The sequence below is a fragment of the Aquirufa ecclesiirivi genome, assembly GCF_011250515.1.
Classification (GTDB): Bacteria; Bacteroidota; Bacteroidia; order Cytophagales; family Spirosomataceae; genus Aquirufa; species Aquirufa ecclesiirivi.
In genome coordinates this window covers 163331-181783 of the sequence record NZ_JAANOP010000007.1, presented here as the reverse complement: position 1 = coordinate 181783, position 18453 = coordinate 163331, and the positions used below count along the sequence as shown (strand labels likewise).

The following is an 18453-nucleotide window of genomic DNA, read 5'->3' as shown; positions in this document are numbered from 1 at the left end:
AATGTCACCTATTGCTTTTGAAAAAAAACTATTAAATTTAAATCAAGCTATATGCTAAACAAAAAATACTTGAATACTAATCAAGTATAAATGACATAAAACGGTCAACTTCATTCAGGCATTCACATGATTGACACACCCCATTTATAATTCATAACTTATCATTTAATTTCTGGCGTCTAATCCCCAATTCAATTTATTTCTGAGAGTTTGAAGGAAATCGTCTCCTGGGATTTTAATTAATCTAGCAGGGAATGGTGCTTTTTGAACTTCAATACTAAACTGGCTATCCACCACTTTCGAACGGGAATCGATGGAAATCAAAAAGTTTTGACTTCGGCTACTTACTTCAAATCGTAAATGGGTATTACTGGAAACAACTAAAGGACGCACATTTAGGTTGTGTGGACTCATAGGTGCAATGATGAAAATATCAGACGTGGGCATGACTAATGGGCCACCGACAGACAAAGAATAGCCCGTAGAACCTGTAGCCGTAGATACGATCAAGCCATCTGCCCAATAGGAGTTCAGGTATTTTCCATCTACATAAGCTTTTATGACAATCATGGAAGAGGTATCTGTTTTCATAATACCTACCTCATTGAGTCCAAAAGATTTATTTTCAAATAAATCTACGTCTGATTTTACTTCCACTAAACCGCGTTCCTCTACACGGTAATTACCTTCAATTAAAAAATCCAAGGCTTGAGAAACTTCTTGAGGGGAAATGGTCGCTAAAAAGCCCAATCTACCTGTATTGATACCCAATATGGGTGTAGTTTTATGGCCAATGTGGGTTAAGGTTTCCAATAATGTTCCATCACCACCAATACTCCAAGCCATATCTACTTGATCGGGCCCTTCGGTAGAGGAATAGGCAGGAATTTGATTTACTTCAAATTGGTGCTCCAGTAAATGCGCTTTAAATACATCGGATAAGGTTATTTGGCAATTTTTTGACAGAATGTCTGCCCATAAGTCCTCCATCAGGCTTTTGGTTTCCCCTGTAAATGGTTTTCCGTGTATGGCGATTCGTAGACTCAAAACTAAGGGTTTAAGTATTTTAAAAGTAAATCAAATCGCATTTGATCCACATCTTCATGTTGTCCAAACGCAAATGCTTTTTCTATCGCAATATCATGACGTTCAAGACTCTTTACCATTTGGGAAAATTGATCCGTTTGTACTTGTATTACCCATTCAGGTAAGGCTTGTGGATTTTTTTCTGATCGATGAAAAAAACTACGCACCATGAGGCCTTTATTTTCTTCAATGATACGCATGATAACACTCATAGAATCCCGTTGAATATGAAAAGGAATACGTAATATGCCTCCATTTCTTCCAGAAAATCCGGATTGGATGAACATGTTTGTCATTACATCCTGATGTATATAGCCCATCCAATTTCCTTCATTATTAACTACAGGAAGGAGGTTAAATCCTGTACTTTCAAATAGAGGTAGACTCGCTAAAATGTCTTCTTCCAATTCCAATCTGTCAGTTTGAAATACAGATTGAATATCTTTCAATTTAGCAGCTTGAGTTAACTGTTGTGAAATTTGAGAAGCAGTAATATTCCCTAGCCATTTTTTACCATCCAGAACGCTTAGTGCAGTCGCTTTGTGTCCTTCAATTACCTTTAAGGCCTTTTGAAGGCTATCTTGCAAGGAAAGCGTGGGATAGTCAAAGGATAAATAGGATAAGACTAGCATAGCTAAACTTTCGTTTTTTGTAACCATTTATCTAAAATGGCATTGAATTCGTTGGGTCTTTCCATCATGGGCGCATGGCAACATTGATCAATAAACTGAAGTTCAGAACCTTGAATTAATTGATTGAATTCATGTCCTACTTGTGGAGGAGTGATGGTATCATTTAATCCCCAAATTAAAAGAGTCGGGGTGTTAATACGGACAATATCCTTGGCCATATTATTTCTTTGTGCTGATTTAGCAATGGCAATGATGCGCATTACTTTTGGTATGCTATTGGTTATTTCAAATACCTCATCGACCAATTCTTTGCTGGCTGTTTTAGGGTCGTAAAAAGTATATTCTACTCGTTCTTTAATGTATTCGTAATTTCCACGTTTGGGATATGAACCACCCATGGTATTTTCAAAAAGACCTGAAGAACCTGTTAAAATGAGTCTTTGTACTTTCTCAGGATGCCTAAGCGTATAAATTAACGCCACGTGCCCCCCTAATGAATTACCTATTAAACTAAATTTATCTAGTTGTTTAAAAGAAACAAAATCTTCAATAAAAACGGTTAAACCTTCACATCCAGCCTCTTTAATGGGCATGTCATGGATAGGCATAAGTGGTATAATGATGCGGTAATTTGATTTGAAATGGGAAATCACACCCTCCCAGTTACTTAATGCTCCGAAAAGTCCATGTAACATTAATAAAATTTCCCCCTTACCCTCGTCGATATAGTGATAACCGTTTTCCTCCTTAATATTGTAATTCATTCCAGGGAATCATTTAATATGCAAAGTAATAAAAAAGACTTTAAACTTTTGTAAGTTCAAAGAGTTTGTTTAAATATAAATTTATCATGAAACCAATCGTCATAATAGGAGCGGGTATTGCGGGCTTACAAGCAGCTAATGTATTGCATGAGGCTGGAATTCCATTTGTTGTACTTGAAAAACAAGCTCACGTGGGGGGCAGGGTACAAAGTGAACATTTTCAAGGATTTACCTTAGATTATGGATTTCAAGTTTTGCAAACTTCTTATCCAGAAGTTCAACAAAGTCTACGCTTACCTGATTTGGATTTATCTTATTTTGATTCAGGTGCATATATATGGAAAGAAAATGCCTGGATTCCTTTTTTTAGTCCTTGGCATCAGACTTTTTCCTTGTTTCGCGCCTTGGGAGAAGGAATTCTCAGCTTTCTGGATTTAGTTAAATTGGCTAAGCTTTGGTTAAAAATTCAATTGGATGCAAAGCCCTTATCCAAAAGTACTCAGAGTACTATGGAGTATATACATTCATTGAATTTTTCGCCAACATTTCAAGACGGTTTTTTAAAGCCATTTTTCTATGGAATATTCTTGGATGATTCCTTATCTCAACCCGCTTCTTTATTTGTCTTTTATTTGAAGCAATTTTTAGAAGGTAGAGCCGCACTTCCTCATGGGGGAATGGGGGCTATTTCCAATCAATTATTGCAGGCTTTACCATCAGATGCTGTTAGAATGGGGATTGAAGTTGAGCGTATACAGGAAGGAATGGTTGTTTTGAAAAATGGAGAAACGATAGCTTGTTCCAAAATTATTTTGGCTGCAAACCCTTCAGCAGCAGCAGAGTTGTTAGACATTCCTTTGGCTAAAGGGGCCATATTGCAAAGTAAAACTTTTTATTTTTCTGCGGATTCTTTTCCAAATGATGGTAAACTATTGCACTTGGTACCTAAATCAGAAGAATCGAATATTTTGCATTTTGCTTGTTTAAGCCATGTTAATCCCAGTTATGCTCCGGCTGGAAAGGAATTAATTTCTGTTACTACGCTGAAAACGGATATCACGGAAAATGAAGTCTTGAAGGAATTAGGTCAATACCTAGGTCAGGAAAAATTAAATTGGAAGTTTTTAAAAGCCTATTCCATTCCAGAATCGCTTTCGAAGCAAGGTTTTTGGAAGTTTATTAAGCAGAAGGCTCATAAAAAAGGCATAATTCTTACAGGGGATTACACCCAATATCCTTCATTACAAGCAGCATTTGCCTCTGGTAGATTAGCAGCTAATGCTGCCATTAGCTGATTTTTGTCAATGTTTCCATTCTTATTTTAAGTATTGGTATATTTGTCCTTTGAAAAATTAAGCCCAATGAAGAGATATATCGTGTTGTTTGTTGCTTTGTGGTTTACTGCTTGTAAATCGGATAATTCTAATTATCAAAAAGAAGCGGCTAATCCAGAATTTTTGATTCGTTCAGAAGTAATGCTGACGGAGAGTATCATCCATGATATTTTCGCTCCGCCAGTATCAGCTAGAATCTACATGTATGCCAGCATTGCGGGTTATGAAGCAGCAGTTCATGGAAATAAAGATTATAAATCATTAGTAGGTCAACTGAATGGCTTTGAGAAAGTAGCCCAACCAAAAGCCGGGGAGGAATATTGTTTTCCTTTAGCATCAGTGAGGGCCTATTTGGCTGTGGGTAAAAAATTGACCTTCGCCCAAGAACTTTATGATGAATTTGATAAAAAGTTGGAAGCCGATTATAAGAAAATTGGCATTCCAGATGATGTATATGATCGTTCGATCGCATTTGGAGATTCTGTGGCAGAATCGATTATGAAATATGCGTCAAAGGATAATTACAAACAAACCCGAGGATTCCGATTTACCGTAACCAATTTACCAGGGACATGGACACCTACTCCACCGGCTTATATTGATGCCGTAGAACCCTATTGGACCAAGATTCGACCAGCGGTTTTAGATTCATCTGCCCAATTCAGAGCTCCTGAACCCAGTAAATTTGATTTGACGAATGGAAGCCCTTACTACAAGGAAGTCATGCAGGCATATGAAACAGTGAAGAATCTGACGAATGAGCAACGTGATATTGCTAATTTTTGGGATTGTAATCCATTCAAAATGAATATTACAGGGCATGCCATGTTTGCCACTAAAAAGATGTCGCCTGGTGGGCATTGGTTGGGAATTGCTGGGCAAGTATCTAGGCAATTAAATAAGAATTATGTCCAAACAGCAGAAGCGTTTGCCTTAACTTCCATTGCTATTTTTGATGGTTTTATTTCTTGCTGGGATGAAAAGTATCGTTCGATTCGAATTCGACCAGAAACGGTCATCAATGCGTCCATTGATAAAACCTGGATGCCTGTCTTACAAACACCTCCATTTCCAGAATATACTTCTGGTCATAGCACTATTTCTCGTTCAGCTGCGGTGGTTTTAACCAAACTTTTTGGAGAAAATGTGGCATTTAATGATTCCACAGAAATTCCTTATGGATTACCACCAAGGAAATTTACATCTTTTATACAAGCTTCAGATGAAGCTTCGATAAGTCGACTTTACGGTGGAATTCATTTTTGGCCAGCTTTAGATGAAGGGGCAAAACAGGGACAAAAAGTAGGATCTTGGTTGATTCAAACCGTCAAGACACATGAGTAAAAGCGATATTACTACCAAAGAAGATATAAAGACATTTGTCAATGCTTTTTATAAAAGTATGACATCGGAAGATCTGGTAGGGCATGTATTTCTAGATGTTATGCAGGTAGACTGGGATCATCATTTGCCAAAAATGTATGACTTCTGGGAAATGCTTTTGTTGGATGGTCATTCTTACAAGGGCGCTCCAATGCAACCACATTTAATAGTGAATCAAATAGTTCCACTCACCAAGGCTCATTTTGAACATTGGATTACACTATTTACTCAAACGATAGATACTTTATTTGAAGGTCCAAAGGCGGAGGAAGCCAAAACCAAAGCTTTCAATATTGCACAAACCTGGGCATATAAGTTTGATTATATGAACAAGTTGGATAAATAAGGAAATTATCAATTAGTAGAAGCTAATTGAAGGGATTTTTTTGTTTTTTTGGGGTAGTTTAAAACAACGTTGGCAAGGTTTTAAACCTTGACAACGTTGTTCATCACTACAAAGAAATGTAGATTTTATGCTTGTCTAGCCAAACAGCAATTCCTCCAATGATACCTAAAACTACCAGAGAATTCACTAATTCAGCCACATTTTCAGTGATATGAATTTTCTCTAAAAAACCTCCAACAAATACAAAGGAAGCTTTATTTAGCCATTGGGGACCTACTGATTCAAAAAACAAATAGATGAAGATGGAATTCTTACCAAAGGATAAAATATAATCTGGAGCAGGTAAAATAGGTTTGCTTCTTTCCCAATTCAAGTAAAAAACAGCCATCATCAAAGATATCCAGCCACCAGAGGCCAATGTGAAGGAAAGCGTTGCCGTTCTTTTGATAATCGGAATGCCTGCAAAATCAAGTCCATAGCCAACTAAGACCCCTAAAATACCTAGTCCAAGTAAGGTGCGGATTACGATCTGATGGGAAGTGCTACGATGTATGATTCTTCCAATTAATGCGCCCCAAATGGTATGCGCCGCGGTGGGAATGCAATTAATAGCGATCCAATGTCCACCACTTAATTTTCCCATTAACAGCATATCCATATACGATCCAAAATTCTTGTCGGGAGTATAAGGTTCATTGTATCCAGGAATATCACTAAAGACGTATAGACTATGTGCAAGTAAAAGTAAAAGTAATGAAGCGGCGATTTGTAGCGGTATGGAAAAACGTAAAAGGAAAAAGGCAATGATGGTGGTAACAGACAACTGAGTAAGCACATTCCATAATTCAAAAACCAGCTTTTCTCTGCCTAGGCAATGCAATCCAGTACCAAACAAGAATAACAATAGGGAACGTTTTAACACTTTTGGCCAAAGCGTCAGGTAGGTATCTCCGTTATCCAATCTTTTGTAGGTAGAAAAATACAAGGCTGCCCCAGCAATCATCATAAATCCGGGTTGAATTAAGTCCCAGAAATGTAAGCCCTGCCATTTAACATGGAAAAACTGAGTAATAAGGAAGTTGTCAGGGAATAGATTATCCAGATTATGGTATAAATCAGTGCTTTCCGCAGCAAGAAGAAAGAGGATAAAGCCTCGGAAATAATCGACGGATGGGATGCGCTTCGTAATCATCGATAGTATTTAAGTGTTTCAAAGGTAAGGTATTTTTTTAAATCTAATTTGTACTTTTGTTTTACATTAAATTTAAGCATGATTGTTTCTACTCCCGGTCGGATTTGTTTGTTTGGCGAACACCAAGATTATTTAGGATTACCCGTTATTGCCGCTGCCATTTCAAAAAGAATACAGATGAAAGGTCAATTTCGGTCTGATAAGACTGTACGATTTTCCTTGCCGGATATTGATTCAGTTGAAGAATTTGAATTGGATTTTCCTTTGGTTTATACGAAAGAGCGGGATTATTTCAAAAGTGTTTGTAATGTCTTACATCGCAAAGGGCATTCTCTTAATAAGGGCCTAGAGATTGAAGTGAGAGGCAATATTCCTATCAATTCTGGAACATCAAGTTCCTCCGCCATGCTTGCTTCTTGGGTGAAGTTTTTGTGTGAAATGTATCAAATACCTGCCACTCAGAAAGAAATTGGGGAAATAACATATGAGGCAGAGGTGTTGGAATTTACAGAACCTGGTGGCATGATGGATCAATATTCTACGGCAGTAGGGAATGTGATTTATTTGGAAAGTAAACCTACAATTGCCATTGAAACCTATGCGCGAGATTTAGGGACTTTTGTTTTAGGGGATTCTTTGGAAGCAAAAGATACCCTGAAGATATTAGCTCACGTGAAGTTCGGCATGTTGAGTGGGTTGGAAAAAATCCAAAAAGTAAACCCCGACTTTGATTTAGAAAAAGCGAGTTTGGAAGATTGCTTGACTTACCAATCTATTTTGACCTCAGATGAATGGATCTTATTACAAGCCAATATCTCTGATCGTGATATATTATTGGAAGCCAAAGGCATGTTTGAAGGGAAATCGGAATGGAGTGATGAAAAATTGGGAGATTTATTGAATCGACATCAAGTAAATTTGCGTGAACATAAGAAAATATCTACTTCAAAAATTGATCGAATGATACAGGCATCATTGGATGCTGGCGCATTAGGGGCGAAAATAAATGGATCGGGAGGCGGAGGTTGTATGTTTGCATATGCACCCAATCATCCAGAAAAAGTAGTAGAAGCTATTGAAAAAGAGGGAGGAAAGGCTTACATCATTCGAGTAGACGAAGGTACTAAAGAGGAAAAAGAAAGTTTGTTTTATTAATACAAGACATGAAAAAGAGATTATTGATTTTAGCAGGAGGAATGGCTTCACGCATGAAGAAGGCACTTTCCGAAGGTAGTGACTTAGATCCCAATTTGGTAGCCCAGGCAAATTCTGTGACCAAGGGGATGATTCAAGTAGGTAAGAATGGCAAGACTTTAATGGATTACCAATTATATAATGCTCATTTAGCAGGGATAGAGGAAGTCTTGTTATTATTGCATCCTACAGATCAAATTACTCAGGAGTATTGTGAGGATTTAATGTCTCGCGATGCTTGTTGGGGCTTGAAAATCGTATTTGCTCGTCAACAAATTCCTGCAGACCGTGAAAAACCTGCTGGAACAGCTGATGCAGTTTATCAGGCTTTAATGCAACATGAAGATTGGCAAAATGGTCGCGTGATTGTTTGTAATTCAGACAATTTATATTCTGTTAATGCACTGAAAACACTTTGGTCCACAGACCATGCCCAAGCTTTGATTTCGTATCATCGAGATAGTTTATTGTATCCGGCTGAAAGAATTTCCGCTTTCGCTTTGATTCGTACGGATGCAGCAGGGTATTTGCTGGAAATTATTGAAAAACCTACGGCACAACAAGCCGAGGAATTAATGGCTCAGCAAGGTCGTTTAGGTGTGAGTATGAATATTTTTGTTTTTGAAGCAGCTACATTTTTACCTTATTTAGCAAAAACACCTTTTCATCCAGTCAGAAATGAAAAAGAATTGCCTACTTCAGTCGCTTTATTTGGAGAAGGTGAAGGCCAAGGATTTTTTGCCATTCCTTTAGCAGAAAATGTGCCTGATTTAACTTCGAAAGAAGACATTCTCGTGATGCAAAAATATTTGGAGGATACTTATGGCGATTTTTAAAGGAGAATTTTAAAAAAGATAGGTTTGATTTTGCGGCATTCTAGGCCAGCATGCTGAAATATAGGAAGCATTCTATATATTTGAAATTAAATGGAGTATTTTGAAGAAAAAATAAGCTTTTGCTAATAATTCAAAGACTCCATTTAATCACTCCATAATCATACCTTATGACTATCGCCATTGTCGTTTTATGTATTTGCCTTTTGGTATTTTTAATTACGTATCAAAAGGTTAATGCGTTTATCGCATTTTTAATCATCAGTTTAACGACTGGTTATTTACTCGGTTTACCTCTTGGTGAATTAGCCAAATCCGTTCAAAAAGGAATAGGGGATACCTTGGGCTCATTAGTTACCATCATTGTTTTGGGAGCTATGTTAGGGAAACTGGTGGCGAGTAGTGGTGCAGCTCAGCAAATTTCAAGCAGTTTAATTCAAGCTTTTGGTCAAAAAAACATGGCCTGGGGTTTAATGCTTACTGGATTTATCATTGGTATTCCTTTATTCTACAATGTTGGCTTCGTATTAATGATCCCATTGATATTTGCCTTGGTGCATCAATTCAAATTACATCCCTTAGTGACTGGAATCCCTATGATGGCCTCCTTATCGGTGGCCCATGGTTTTCTGCCTCCGCATCCTTCCCCTGCTGCTTTGGTGTCTCAGTTTGACGCCAATATGGGAACTACTTTATTTTACGGAATCATTGTTTCCATTCCGGCTATTATATGTGCAGGACCGATATTTTCCAAAACCTTAACTCACTTGCCTATACGTTCACTAAAAGCATTTCAAGGAGAACCGATACCTGAATCTCAATTACCTAGCAGAGCTTCCAGTTTCATCACGGCCTTATTTCCTGTATTTCTTTTGGTTGTAACCACCTTGGCGGATTTAAAAATCGATAAAAGTTCGGCTTTGACTCCCTTGATTCATTTAATTGCTGATCCATCCATGGTGATGTTGATTGCGATTTGTGTGGCAACCTATACTTTGGGTTTGCGCATGGGTAAAAAAATGGAAGAAATCATGCTCATTTACACCGATGCGGTAAAAGATGTCGCCATGATATTATTAATTATTGCAGGAGCCGGATCTTTGAAAGAAGTATTACTGGTTTCTGGTGTAAGTAAGGAAATAGCGGGCTATTTACAGACTTTACCTTTTCCTCCTTTGGTATTAGGTTGGCTCATGGCAGCTATTATACGGGTTTGTGTCGGCTCTGCTACCATTGCCGGCTTAACAGCTGCAGGGATGATTTACCCCATTGTTTCAACGGGTTTAGTCAATCCTAACTTAATGGTATTGAGCATAGGAGCAGGAAGTCTCATGTTTTCACATGTCAATGATACGGGCTTCTGGTTATTTAAAGAATACTTTAATCTTTCAGTCAAAGAGACCATTCGCTCCTGGTCCCTCATGGAAAGTATCGTTTCTATTGTTGGGCTTATCGGAGTCCTCGTCTTGAATCAATTTATTTAATGGAAATTTTGTAATTTTTTAATATAAAATAGAGTAGAATTAATTCTCCTCGGAAAAATTCAAAATCAAATTTTGTCAAATTGCGCTCCATAACGCTTTTTAGCTTGTAAAGTTGTGTTTGTACGCAATTTTCTTTGGTATCTATTGGAAAATTTATAATTTGCCAATGTTTTCAAATTATTTTTTCATTAAATAAACTAATCAACATGAAAAAACTCTTACTAGTGATGGCACTAGTAACGACTGCGTGCAGTTCGTTGCTAGCCCAATCAAGGGTGGTTACCGGTAAAGTAACTGCTTCAGAGGATGGCACTGCGCTACCAGGCGTTAGTGTTAGCCTTAAAGGTACCTCACGTGGTGTTACAACCACCGCAGACGGTTCTTACAAAATCAGTATTGACAATGGAGCGGCTCTTCAGTTCTCTTTTGTTGGTTACAAGCCTCAAACAATTTCTGTAGGAAGTCAAAGCACAATCAACGTTGTGTTAGTAGCTGATGCAGCAGAATTGAGTGAAGTAGTTGTAACAGCTTTAGGTTTAACACGTACTAAAAACTCATTACCTTATGCTGCTCAGCAGGTAAAAGGAGATGAATTAACTCGTGTTAGAACAGGTAATGCATTTTCTGCTTTGTCAGGTAGAGTAGCAGGTCTTCAAATTACACAAGGAAACGCAATCGGTGGTTCAACCAACGTGGTTATTCGTGGTAATAAGTCCTTAACTGGTAATAACCAGGCTTTATTTGTAGTAGATGGTGTACCAGTAGACAATACCAATAAAAATACGACTAACCAACAGACTGGTCGTGGTGGTTATGACTACGGTAACGCGGCAGCGGACATTAACCCAGATGATATCGAGTCAATGACGGTATTGAAAGGTGCAGCTGCAACAGCGCTTTATGGTTCTCGTGCATCGAACGGTGTAATTATGATTACATCGAAGAAAGCTAAGAAAGGTTTGGGATTGACTATTAATGCAGGTTTAACTGTAGGAACTATCGATAAATCTACTTTTGCTACTTACCAAAACCAATATGGTGCTGGTTACTCTGATCCATATCAAAAAGATGGTTTCTTGTATTTTGATGCCAATGGTGATGGAACTAAAGATTTAGTAATCAATACAGCAGAAGATGCTTCATATGGTACTAAGTTTAATCCTGCTTTAATGGTTTACCAATGGGATTCATTTGATCCAGCTGGTCCAAACTACTTGAAAGCAAAGCCTTATACAGCTGCTTTAAATACGCCAGCTAAATTTTATGAGACAGCTATTTCTAATAACGTCAACGTTCAATTAGATGGAGCTACAGATCAAGGTACTTTCAAATTAGGTTATACTCGTAATGATGAGCGTGGTACTTTACCTAACTCAAACGTGTCTAAGAATATTATGAACTTAGCGGGTTCTTATAATATCTCGAAGAAAGTAACAGCATCTGCTGCAGCTAACTTCTCGGTTATTGAAGGAAAAGGCCGTTATGGTTCTGGTTACAGTGGATTAAACGTTAACCAAAACTTCCGTCAGTGGTATCAAACTAACGTTGATATCTTAGATCAAAAAGAAGCTTATTTCAGAAATCAACAAAACGTAACTTGGAACTGGTCTGATCCATCTTCAGCAGCAGGTTTGAAGCCTATCTATACAGATAACTACTACTGGACTCGTTACCAAAACTACCAGAACGATACTCGTTCTCGTCTTTTCGGAAATGCGATGGTTAACTACAAAGCAGCTGACTTCTTGAATTTCATGGGTCGTGTTACTGTAGATACTTACAATGAATTCCAAGAGGAGCGTATTGCAGTTGGTAGCCAAGGTGTACCAGCATACAGCCGTTTCGATCGTACTTTCCAAGAGCTTAACTACGATTTGATGGGTAACTTTGATAAGGAAATTTTAACTGGCTTGAATTTGAAAGCATTAGCTGGTTTGAACTTACGTAAATCTTACATCCGTTCTATCTCAGCCGCTACCAATGGTGGTTTGATCGTACCAGGTTTATATTCTATTGCTAACTCAAGAGGTACCGTTTCTGCTCCAACAGAAAACTATAACCCACGTGAAGTATTTGGTGTATTTGGAGGTTTAACTTTCACTTACAAAGATTTCTTAACGTTAGACGGAACGATTCGTCAGGATAAGTCATCTACTTTGCCAGTGGCAAACAACGCTTATTTGTACTATGCTGGTTCAGCTAGTTGGTTATTCTCTCACCACATTGAAGATCTTCCTTGGTTGACTTCAGGTAAATTGAGAATGAACTATGCAACAGTTGGTAATGATGCTCCTTGGGGATCAATCAAGAACGTATATGACAAACCAGATCCATTTGGTTCAACCATTTTGTTCTCAGCTCCATCGACTCAGAATAATCCATTCTTGAAGCCAGAGCAAACTCAAAGTAAGGAGATTGGTTTGGAAATGGCATTCTTGCAAAATCGTTTAGGTTTTGACTTTACTTATTATCACACAAATACATTGGATCAGATCTTACCTGCTTCCGTTTCATCGGCCACTGGTTTCTCTAGTACATATGTAAACGCAGGTAACATTGAAAACAAAGGTTTTGAAGTTAGCTTATATGCTAGCCCAATCAAAACAGCTGATTTCTCATGGAATGTGAATGTAAACTGGACAAAGAATACAAGTTTGGTATTGAGTCTATACAACGATAGCAAGAACTTGCAATTAGCGACTTTCCAAGGTGGTGTTAGTTTAAATGCTTCAGTAGGTCAGCCGTATGGTATTTTACAAGGTAAAACTTGGAAGACGTTAAACGGTCAAAAATTAGTGAAATCGAATGGTCGTTATGATGTAACTGCTACAACAACAAACAATATTGGAAATGTTAATCCAGATTGGATTGGTGGTATCAACAACTCATTCAAGTACAAGAACGTTACTTTGAACTTCTTGATTGATATGAAGCGTGGTGGTAGTGTATTCTCTTTGGATCAATACTACGGTCAAGCAACAGGTGTTTATCCTGAGTCAGTGGTTGTCAATGACAAAGGAAACCCATCTCGTTCACCAGTAGCTGAAGGTGGTGGTGTGATTATGCCAGGTGTTTTAGCGGATGGTTCTGTTAACACAATTCGTGTTGAGAATGATTACGGTACATTTGGTTACGCACAAAACCCAGCAGCAGCTTTCGTTTACGATGCTAGTTACATCAAGTTAAGAGAGGCAAATATTGTTTACTCTTTACCAAGTTCAATTGTACGTAAATTAGGTGGTGTTAAAGGAGTAGATTTATCCGTTTTTGGAAGAAACTTATGGATCATCCAAAAATATGTTCCTTATGCTGATCCAGAAGAAAACCTTTCTTCAGGTAACCTACAAGGAAATCAATCGGGTGCTTACCCAACTACTCGTTCGATTGGATTTAACATCAAATTATTATTCTAATTATCTTAAAATTTGATAAAGATGAAAAAAATATTTTTAGTTTTTGTGCCACTTTTGCTCCTTGCATCGGCTTGTACAGAAGATATTTCTCAATTAAATATTGAGACTAAAAGGCCAGCTGCAGTACCTGCACCTACCTTGTTCTCGAATGCAGTTAAGACCATTTCTGGTTCTTTAGCTTCTCCTAGTGTGAATACAAACGTATTCCGTTTTACCGTGAGTCATTGGGCTATGTCAACTTATCAAGATGAGGCTCAATATGATTTTGCAACTCGTAACATTCCTCAAGGATGGTGGACTTCGATGTACCGTGATGTGATTGCGGATTTACGTGAGTCAGCTAAATTGATCAATGCGGATGCTTCTTTACTTCCTGCAGAGAAAGCAAATAAATTAGCGATTATCGATATCATGGAAGTGTATACTTACAGTATTTTAGTCAATACTTTCGGTAATATTCCTTACTCTGAGTCGTTAAATCCTGCTATCTTATTTCCTAAATACGATGATGCAAAAACTGTTTCTACAGATTTAATCAATCGCTTGAATGCTGATATTACTAAGATCAATACGTCAGCAGCTGGTTTTGCTTCTGGTGAGGATTTGATTTACAAAGGATCAGTTGCTAAGTGGTTGAAGTTTGCTAACACGCTTCGTATGAAGATTGGTATGGTTCAAGCTGATGTAGATGCTAATGTTGCTAAATCAGCAGTAGAAGCTTCTGATGCAGGTGCTATCTCATCTGCAGCGGACAACGGTTTGTTTACTTACATGGCTGCTTCTCCTAACCAGAATCCATTATATGTGGATATCGTATTAGGTGGTCGTTCTGACTATATCGCTGCTAAAGATTTGATGGACAAATTATTAGGATGGAATGATCCACGTACAAGTGCTTTCTTTACTCCAAATAATGCTGGTGTTTATGCTGGTGGTATTGTAGGAAAAGGAAATACATACGTTGATTTCTCTCGTGCTGGTACTAAAATCATCGATGCTTCGGCTCCATGTGTTTTAGCTGATTATGTTGAAACTGAATTCTTACGTGCTGAGGCAAAAGAAAGAGGATTTAACGTAGCTGGAACGGCTGAATCTCACTACAACAATGCCATTCGTGCTTCTATCATCTATTGGGGTGGTTCTGCTGCTGATGCTGATGCTTATCTAGCTCAAGCTTCTGTAGCTTACACGACAGCTGCTGGTGATTGGAAACAAAAAATTGGTACTCAAAAGTGGATTGCTTTATACAACAGACCTTACGAGGGATGGGTAGAGCTTCGTCGTTTAGACCAACCTAAGATTTCTGCTCCAGTAGGTGCAAAGTCTGGTTTCCCAACTCGTTTAACTTATGCAGCTAATGAGCAGACTTTGAACGGAACTAATTATACAGCTGCTGCTTCTGCTATTGGAGGAGACGTTGTAACAACAAAATTGTATTGGGATAAATTCTAGCCGAAGTTAGATTATTCTCATATTAAGAGGGGGTTTCGAAAGAAGCCCCCTCTTTTTTGTTTAAAATTCTTGAAAATATTTTTTTATATGAGCGTTGAGATATAATTTATGAGCGGAATTTTACGCTTTTAAGCGGAAAGTCTTTAACTTATTTCTCATTTATCAAACTAAAAAAATGAAAAAACTACTACTCATTGGGGTATTAGTGACAACTGTGTTCAGTTCACTTCTAGCTCAAAACAAGCAAATTACGGGTAAAGTTACCTCATCCGACGATGGGAGTGCATTGACTGGAGTGAGTGTGAGTGCTAAAGGTTCCGCGCGGGGAACAACCTCCTCCGCTGATGGTTCATATAGTATTCAGGTCGCTGATGGAGCGTCCTTAGTGTTTAGTTTTGTTGGCTATTCTAGCCAGACAATTCCCGTTGGAAATCGTACGGTCCTTAATGTGCAATTAGCATCCGATAACAAGCAATTAAGTGAGGTAGTCGTAGTGGGTTATGGTACCAAGAAAAGAACCGAATTTACGGGTTCTGCTTCGACCATTAAAGCAGCTACCATCGCAGAAAGACCAGTACAAAGTTTTTCTCAAGGACTGACGGGCCAAGCTGCTGGTGTGAACATCACACAGCCAAACGGTTTATTGAACAATCCTCCAGTAATCCGTGTACGTGGTCTTAGCTCATTATCATTGAGCTCATTCCCATTAGTGGTGATTGACGGTATACCTATCAGTACAGATAACGTTTCGTCGAACTCTACCACCAATAACCCATTAGGAGATATTAACCCTGCGGATATTGAGTCCATTGACGTATTAAAAGATGCTGCCTCTGCTGCCATTTATGGTTCACGTGCAGGTGCGGGTGTTTTATTGATTACTACAAAACGTGGTAAGTCAGGAAAAGCCAAAGTTTCTTTTGATTCATGGGCTGGAATTAGCGAAGCTGTTCGTTTACCCGATGTGTTAAACGCACAACAATACATGGATCATAAAAATATGGCGATTGGTAATGCCTTATTGTTGAATCCAAATGCAGTTACATCAACACAACGAAATTCAGAGAATAAATCATTCTTACCGAATTATAATAAAGATGGAAGTTTAATAGATACGGATTGGTACAAAGAAGTTTATCGTACAAGTGTATCTCAAAATCATAATATGACCATTTCAGGTGGTAATGATAAAACGACTTATTACTTTTCAGGTGGATATTCAGATCAAGATGGTTTCTTGAGAAATAATAGCTTTCAACGTCGCTCTGGTCGTTTCAATATGGACCACCAAGCTACTAAATGGTTGAAGTTGTCTGCTAATTTCAATTATGCGAATACGTATAACAAGGCTCCTATGTCTGGTTCTAACGCAGGTGGTGCTTTCAATACATCAGGTTTAGGTCGTATTGCCGTAGCTCAGGTTCCTAACCTACCAGCATATTTACCTGATGGTTCTTATAACTTAGAAAACAATACAGTAGGTCGTTTAAATAACTTGTTACCGGCCCAGTTTCCTAACGCGGCAGTAGTTAGAGATTTAGATAAGATTTCTTCTGAAAATACTCGTTTAATCGCCAATATTGGTGCTGAAGTACGTTTATTGGAAGGTTTAAATGCTAAGACCTCTTATTCTTGGGATCGTAGAAATACAGAGAACATTCGTTTCTTTAATCCATACAACGGTGATGGTTGGTCAACTTCTGGCGATGCATTCAACAGTACGGCTCGCTCGGATAACTGGAACTGGATTAATACTTTACAGTATAATGTTACTTTGGCTGAAAAGCATAATATTTCGGCTGTAGTGGGTTCAGATGTGCAAAAAACGCGAGTTTTGACTTGGGGTGCTCAACGTCAAACCTTAGCCGATTTCTTCTTTACTGATTTCCAAGGAAACTTCGGTACGAACTTGGCTGCTGGTAATGGTATCTCTCAAGTGTCTTACGAAGCGTATTTCGCTAACTTAAGTTATAACTACAAAGGCAAGTATTTTGTGAGTGGTAACCTTCGTCGTGATGGAAACTCAGCCTTATCTTCTGAAAACCGTTGGGGTGATTTTGGTGGAGTATCTGTTGGTTGGACAGTTTCAGAAGAAGAATTCTTCAAAGGCATGGACTTAGGAAACACTATTTCTAATTTGAGATTAAAAGCAAGTTATGGTAAAGTAGGTAATGGTAACGTACCGAATGCCTATGGTTCTTATTCTACTTTTGGTTCTGGTTTATATGGTTCAGTTCCTACATTGTCATTTAACCAAGCTGGTAACAAGGACTTGAAATGGGAGACTTCAGCACAAACCAACGTAGGTATAGATGTGAGTTTCTTAAACGATCGTATCACTTTAGAAGCTAATTACTACTATAAGGATATCAACAATTTGATTTTGAACGTGCCTCAAGCGCCTTCAAAAGGTATTCCGGGTAACTCCATTTTGGCTAACGTAGGTGCGATGTACAATAAAGGATTTGAGATAGCTCTTACTGCAACTCCAATCAATACAGGTAAATTCAGCTGGAATACGAATTTGAACTTTGCTACCAACGAAAACATGGTAACTTCCTTGGTTGATGCCAATACACCAATTTTGACAAATACTTCCGGTTTAGAGGCAACTTCCATCACGAAAGTGGGGTATTCTGCTGCGCAGATTTATGGTGTTAAAACGGGAGGTGTTAACCCTGCCAACGGTCGTCGTATTTTTATCAAGAGAGACGGTACTAAAGTACAGTATCAACACTTAGGTGGAGCTTTGGCTTGGACTACTTTAGATGGTAAGGCTACAACTTCTCCATCTTCAGAGCAACAAATCTTAGGCAATACCTTGCCAACATTCTACGGTGGATTTAACAACACCTTGAAATATGGTGGCTTTGATTTAGGATTGAACTTTACTTTCTCAGGAGGAAACTACATCTATAACGGATCTCAGGCTGGTTTGCGTGACCAACGTGTTTGGAACAACTCAGTGGATGTGTTGACTTCTTGGAAAAAAGAAGGGGATATCACAGAAATTCCTCGTGCGGTTTATGGAGATAACGTGTCCAATGGTTCTTCTTTCTTGATTGATGCGAACATCCAAAAAGGAGATTTCTTACGTTTACAAACAGCTACTTTAGGTTATAAAATCCCAGCTGATTTGAGTCGTTTAGGAATTACAAGTTTACGTCTTTACGCGCAAGCAACAAACTTATTCCTATGGACACCTTATAAGGGTGTTGACCCAGAAATCTCAACCAATGGAGATTCAAACTTAGCTTCAGGTATTGAAAGAAATACCATCCCTCAAGCTAGATCATTCACATTTGGTATTAACATCGGTTTATAATTTTAAAGAATATAT

At 38.2% G+C, this 18453-nt stretch carries 13 protein-coding genes; 9 read left to right on the top strand and 4 right to left on the bottom strand.

The window, feature by feature from the left end; genetic code table 11:
* Positions 1-165: 165 nt before the first annotated feature.
* Genes G9H65_RS10590 through G9H65_RS10580 form a run of 3 tightly spaced genes read right to left on the bottom strand, consistent with a single transcriptional unit; the run spans position 166 to position 2482 of the window.
* Positions 166-1047, bottom strand: a complete 882-nt coding sequence (locus G9H65_RS10590; RefSeq protein ID WP_166375316.1) for an NAD kinase — start codon at positions 1045-1047, stop codon at positions 166-168.
* A gap of 2 nt (positions 1048-1049) precedes the next feature.
* Entirely contained in the window at positions 1050-1718 is a 669-nt protein-coding gene (locus G9H65_RS10585; protein WP_166375315.1) for a CBS domain-containing protein, read from the bottom strand.
* Positions 1719-1720: 2 nt separating this feature from the next.
* Positions 1721-2482: an alpha/beta fold hydrolase gene (locus G9H65_RS10580; RefSeq protein ID WP_166375314.1), complete on the bottom strand. Its 762-nt coding sequence runs from the start codon at positions 2480-2482 to the stop codon at positions 1721-1723.
* A gap of 86 nt (positions 2483-2568) precedes the next feature.
* Here G9H65_RS10580 and G9H65_RS10575 point away from each other — a divergent pair, with 86 nt between their 5' ends.
* The 3 genes from G9H65_RS10575 (at position 2569) to G9H65_RS10565 (ending at position 5545) form a co-directional block, all read left to right on the top strand.
* Entirely contained in the window at positions 2569-3777 is a 1209-nt protein-coding gene (locus tag G9H65_RS10575; RefSeq protein WP_166375313.1) for an NAD(P)/FAD-dependent oxidoreductase, read from the top strand.
* A gap of 66 nt (positions 3778-3843) precedes the next feature.
* On the top strand, positions 3844-5160 hold the full coding sequence (locus tag G9H65_RS10570; protein ID WP_166375312.1) for a vanadium-dependent haloperoxidase: 1317 nt from the start codon (positions 3844-3846) through the stop codon (positions 5158-5160).
* The gene (locus G9H65_RS10565; protein ID WP_166375311.1) at positions 5153-5545 is read left to right on the top strand and encodes a group III truncated hemoglobin; all 393 of its coding nucleotides are present in this window, start codon (positions 5153-5155) and stop codon (positions 5543-5545) included. Before G9H65_RS10570 ends, G9H65_RS10565 begins: the two co-directional genes overlap by 8 nt.
* A gap of 106 nt (positions 5546-5651) precedes the next feature.
* Here the strand turns inward: G9H65_RS10565 and G9H65_RS10560 are convergent, their stop codons facing one another.
* Complete coding sequence (locus G9H65_RS10560; RefSeq protein WP_166375310.1) at positions 5652-6737, bottom strand: DUF5009 domain-containing protein; 1086 nt, start codon at positions 6735-6737, stop codon at positions 5652-5654.
* A 78-nt stretch (positions 6738-6815) separates the two neighbouring features.
* Here G9H65_RS10560 and G9H65_RS10555 point away from each other — a divergent pair, with 78 nt between their 5' ends.
* The 6 genes from G9H65_RS10555 to G9H65_RS10530 all read left to right on the top strand — a co-directional run bounded on the left by G9H65_RS10555 (position 6816) and on the right by G9H65_RS10530 (position 18438).
* Complete coding sequence (locus tag G9H65_RS10555) at positions 6816-7892, top strand: GHMP family kinase ATP-binding protein (protein WP_166375309.1); 1077 nt, start codon at positions 6816-6818, stop codon at positions 7890-7892.
* A gap of 8 nt (positions 7893-7900) precedes the next feature.
* Positions 7901-8767, top strand: a complete 867-nt coding sequence (locus G9H65_RS10550) for a sugar phosphate nucleotidyltransferase (RefSeq protein WP_166375308.1) — start codon at positions 7901-7903, stop codon at positions 8765-8767.
* 167 nt (positions 8768-8934) lie between these two features.
* Entirely contained in the window at positions 8935-10248 is a 1314-nt protein-coding gene (locus G9H65_RS10545; protein WP_166375307.1) for a gluconate:H+ symporter, read from the top strand.
* Between the two features lie 206 nt (positions 10249-10454).
* Positions 10455-13661 (top strand): SusC/RagA family TonB-linked outer membrane protein, encoded by a 3207-nt coding sequence (locus G9H65_RS10540; protein ID WP_166375306.1) that lies wholly within the window; start codon positions 10455-10457, stop codon positions 13659-13661.
* Positions 13662-13682: 21 nt separating this feature from the next.
* Positions 13683-15113, top strand: coding sequence for a SusD/RagB family nutrient-binding outer membrane lipoprotein (locus G9H65_RS10535; RefSeq protein WP_166375305.1), 1431 nt, complete (start codon positions 13683-13685; stop codon positions 15111-15113).
* Positions 15114-15288: 175 nt separating this feature from the next.
* Positions 15289-18438, top strand: coding sequence for a SusC/RagA family TonB-linked outer membrane protein (locus G9H65_RS10530; protein WP_166375304.1), 3150 nt, complete (start codon positions 15289-15291; stop codon positions 18436-18438).
* Positions 18439-18453 lie beyond the last annotated feature (15 nt).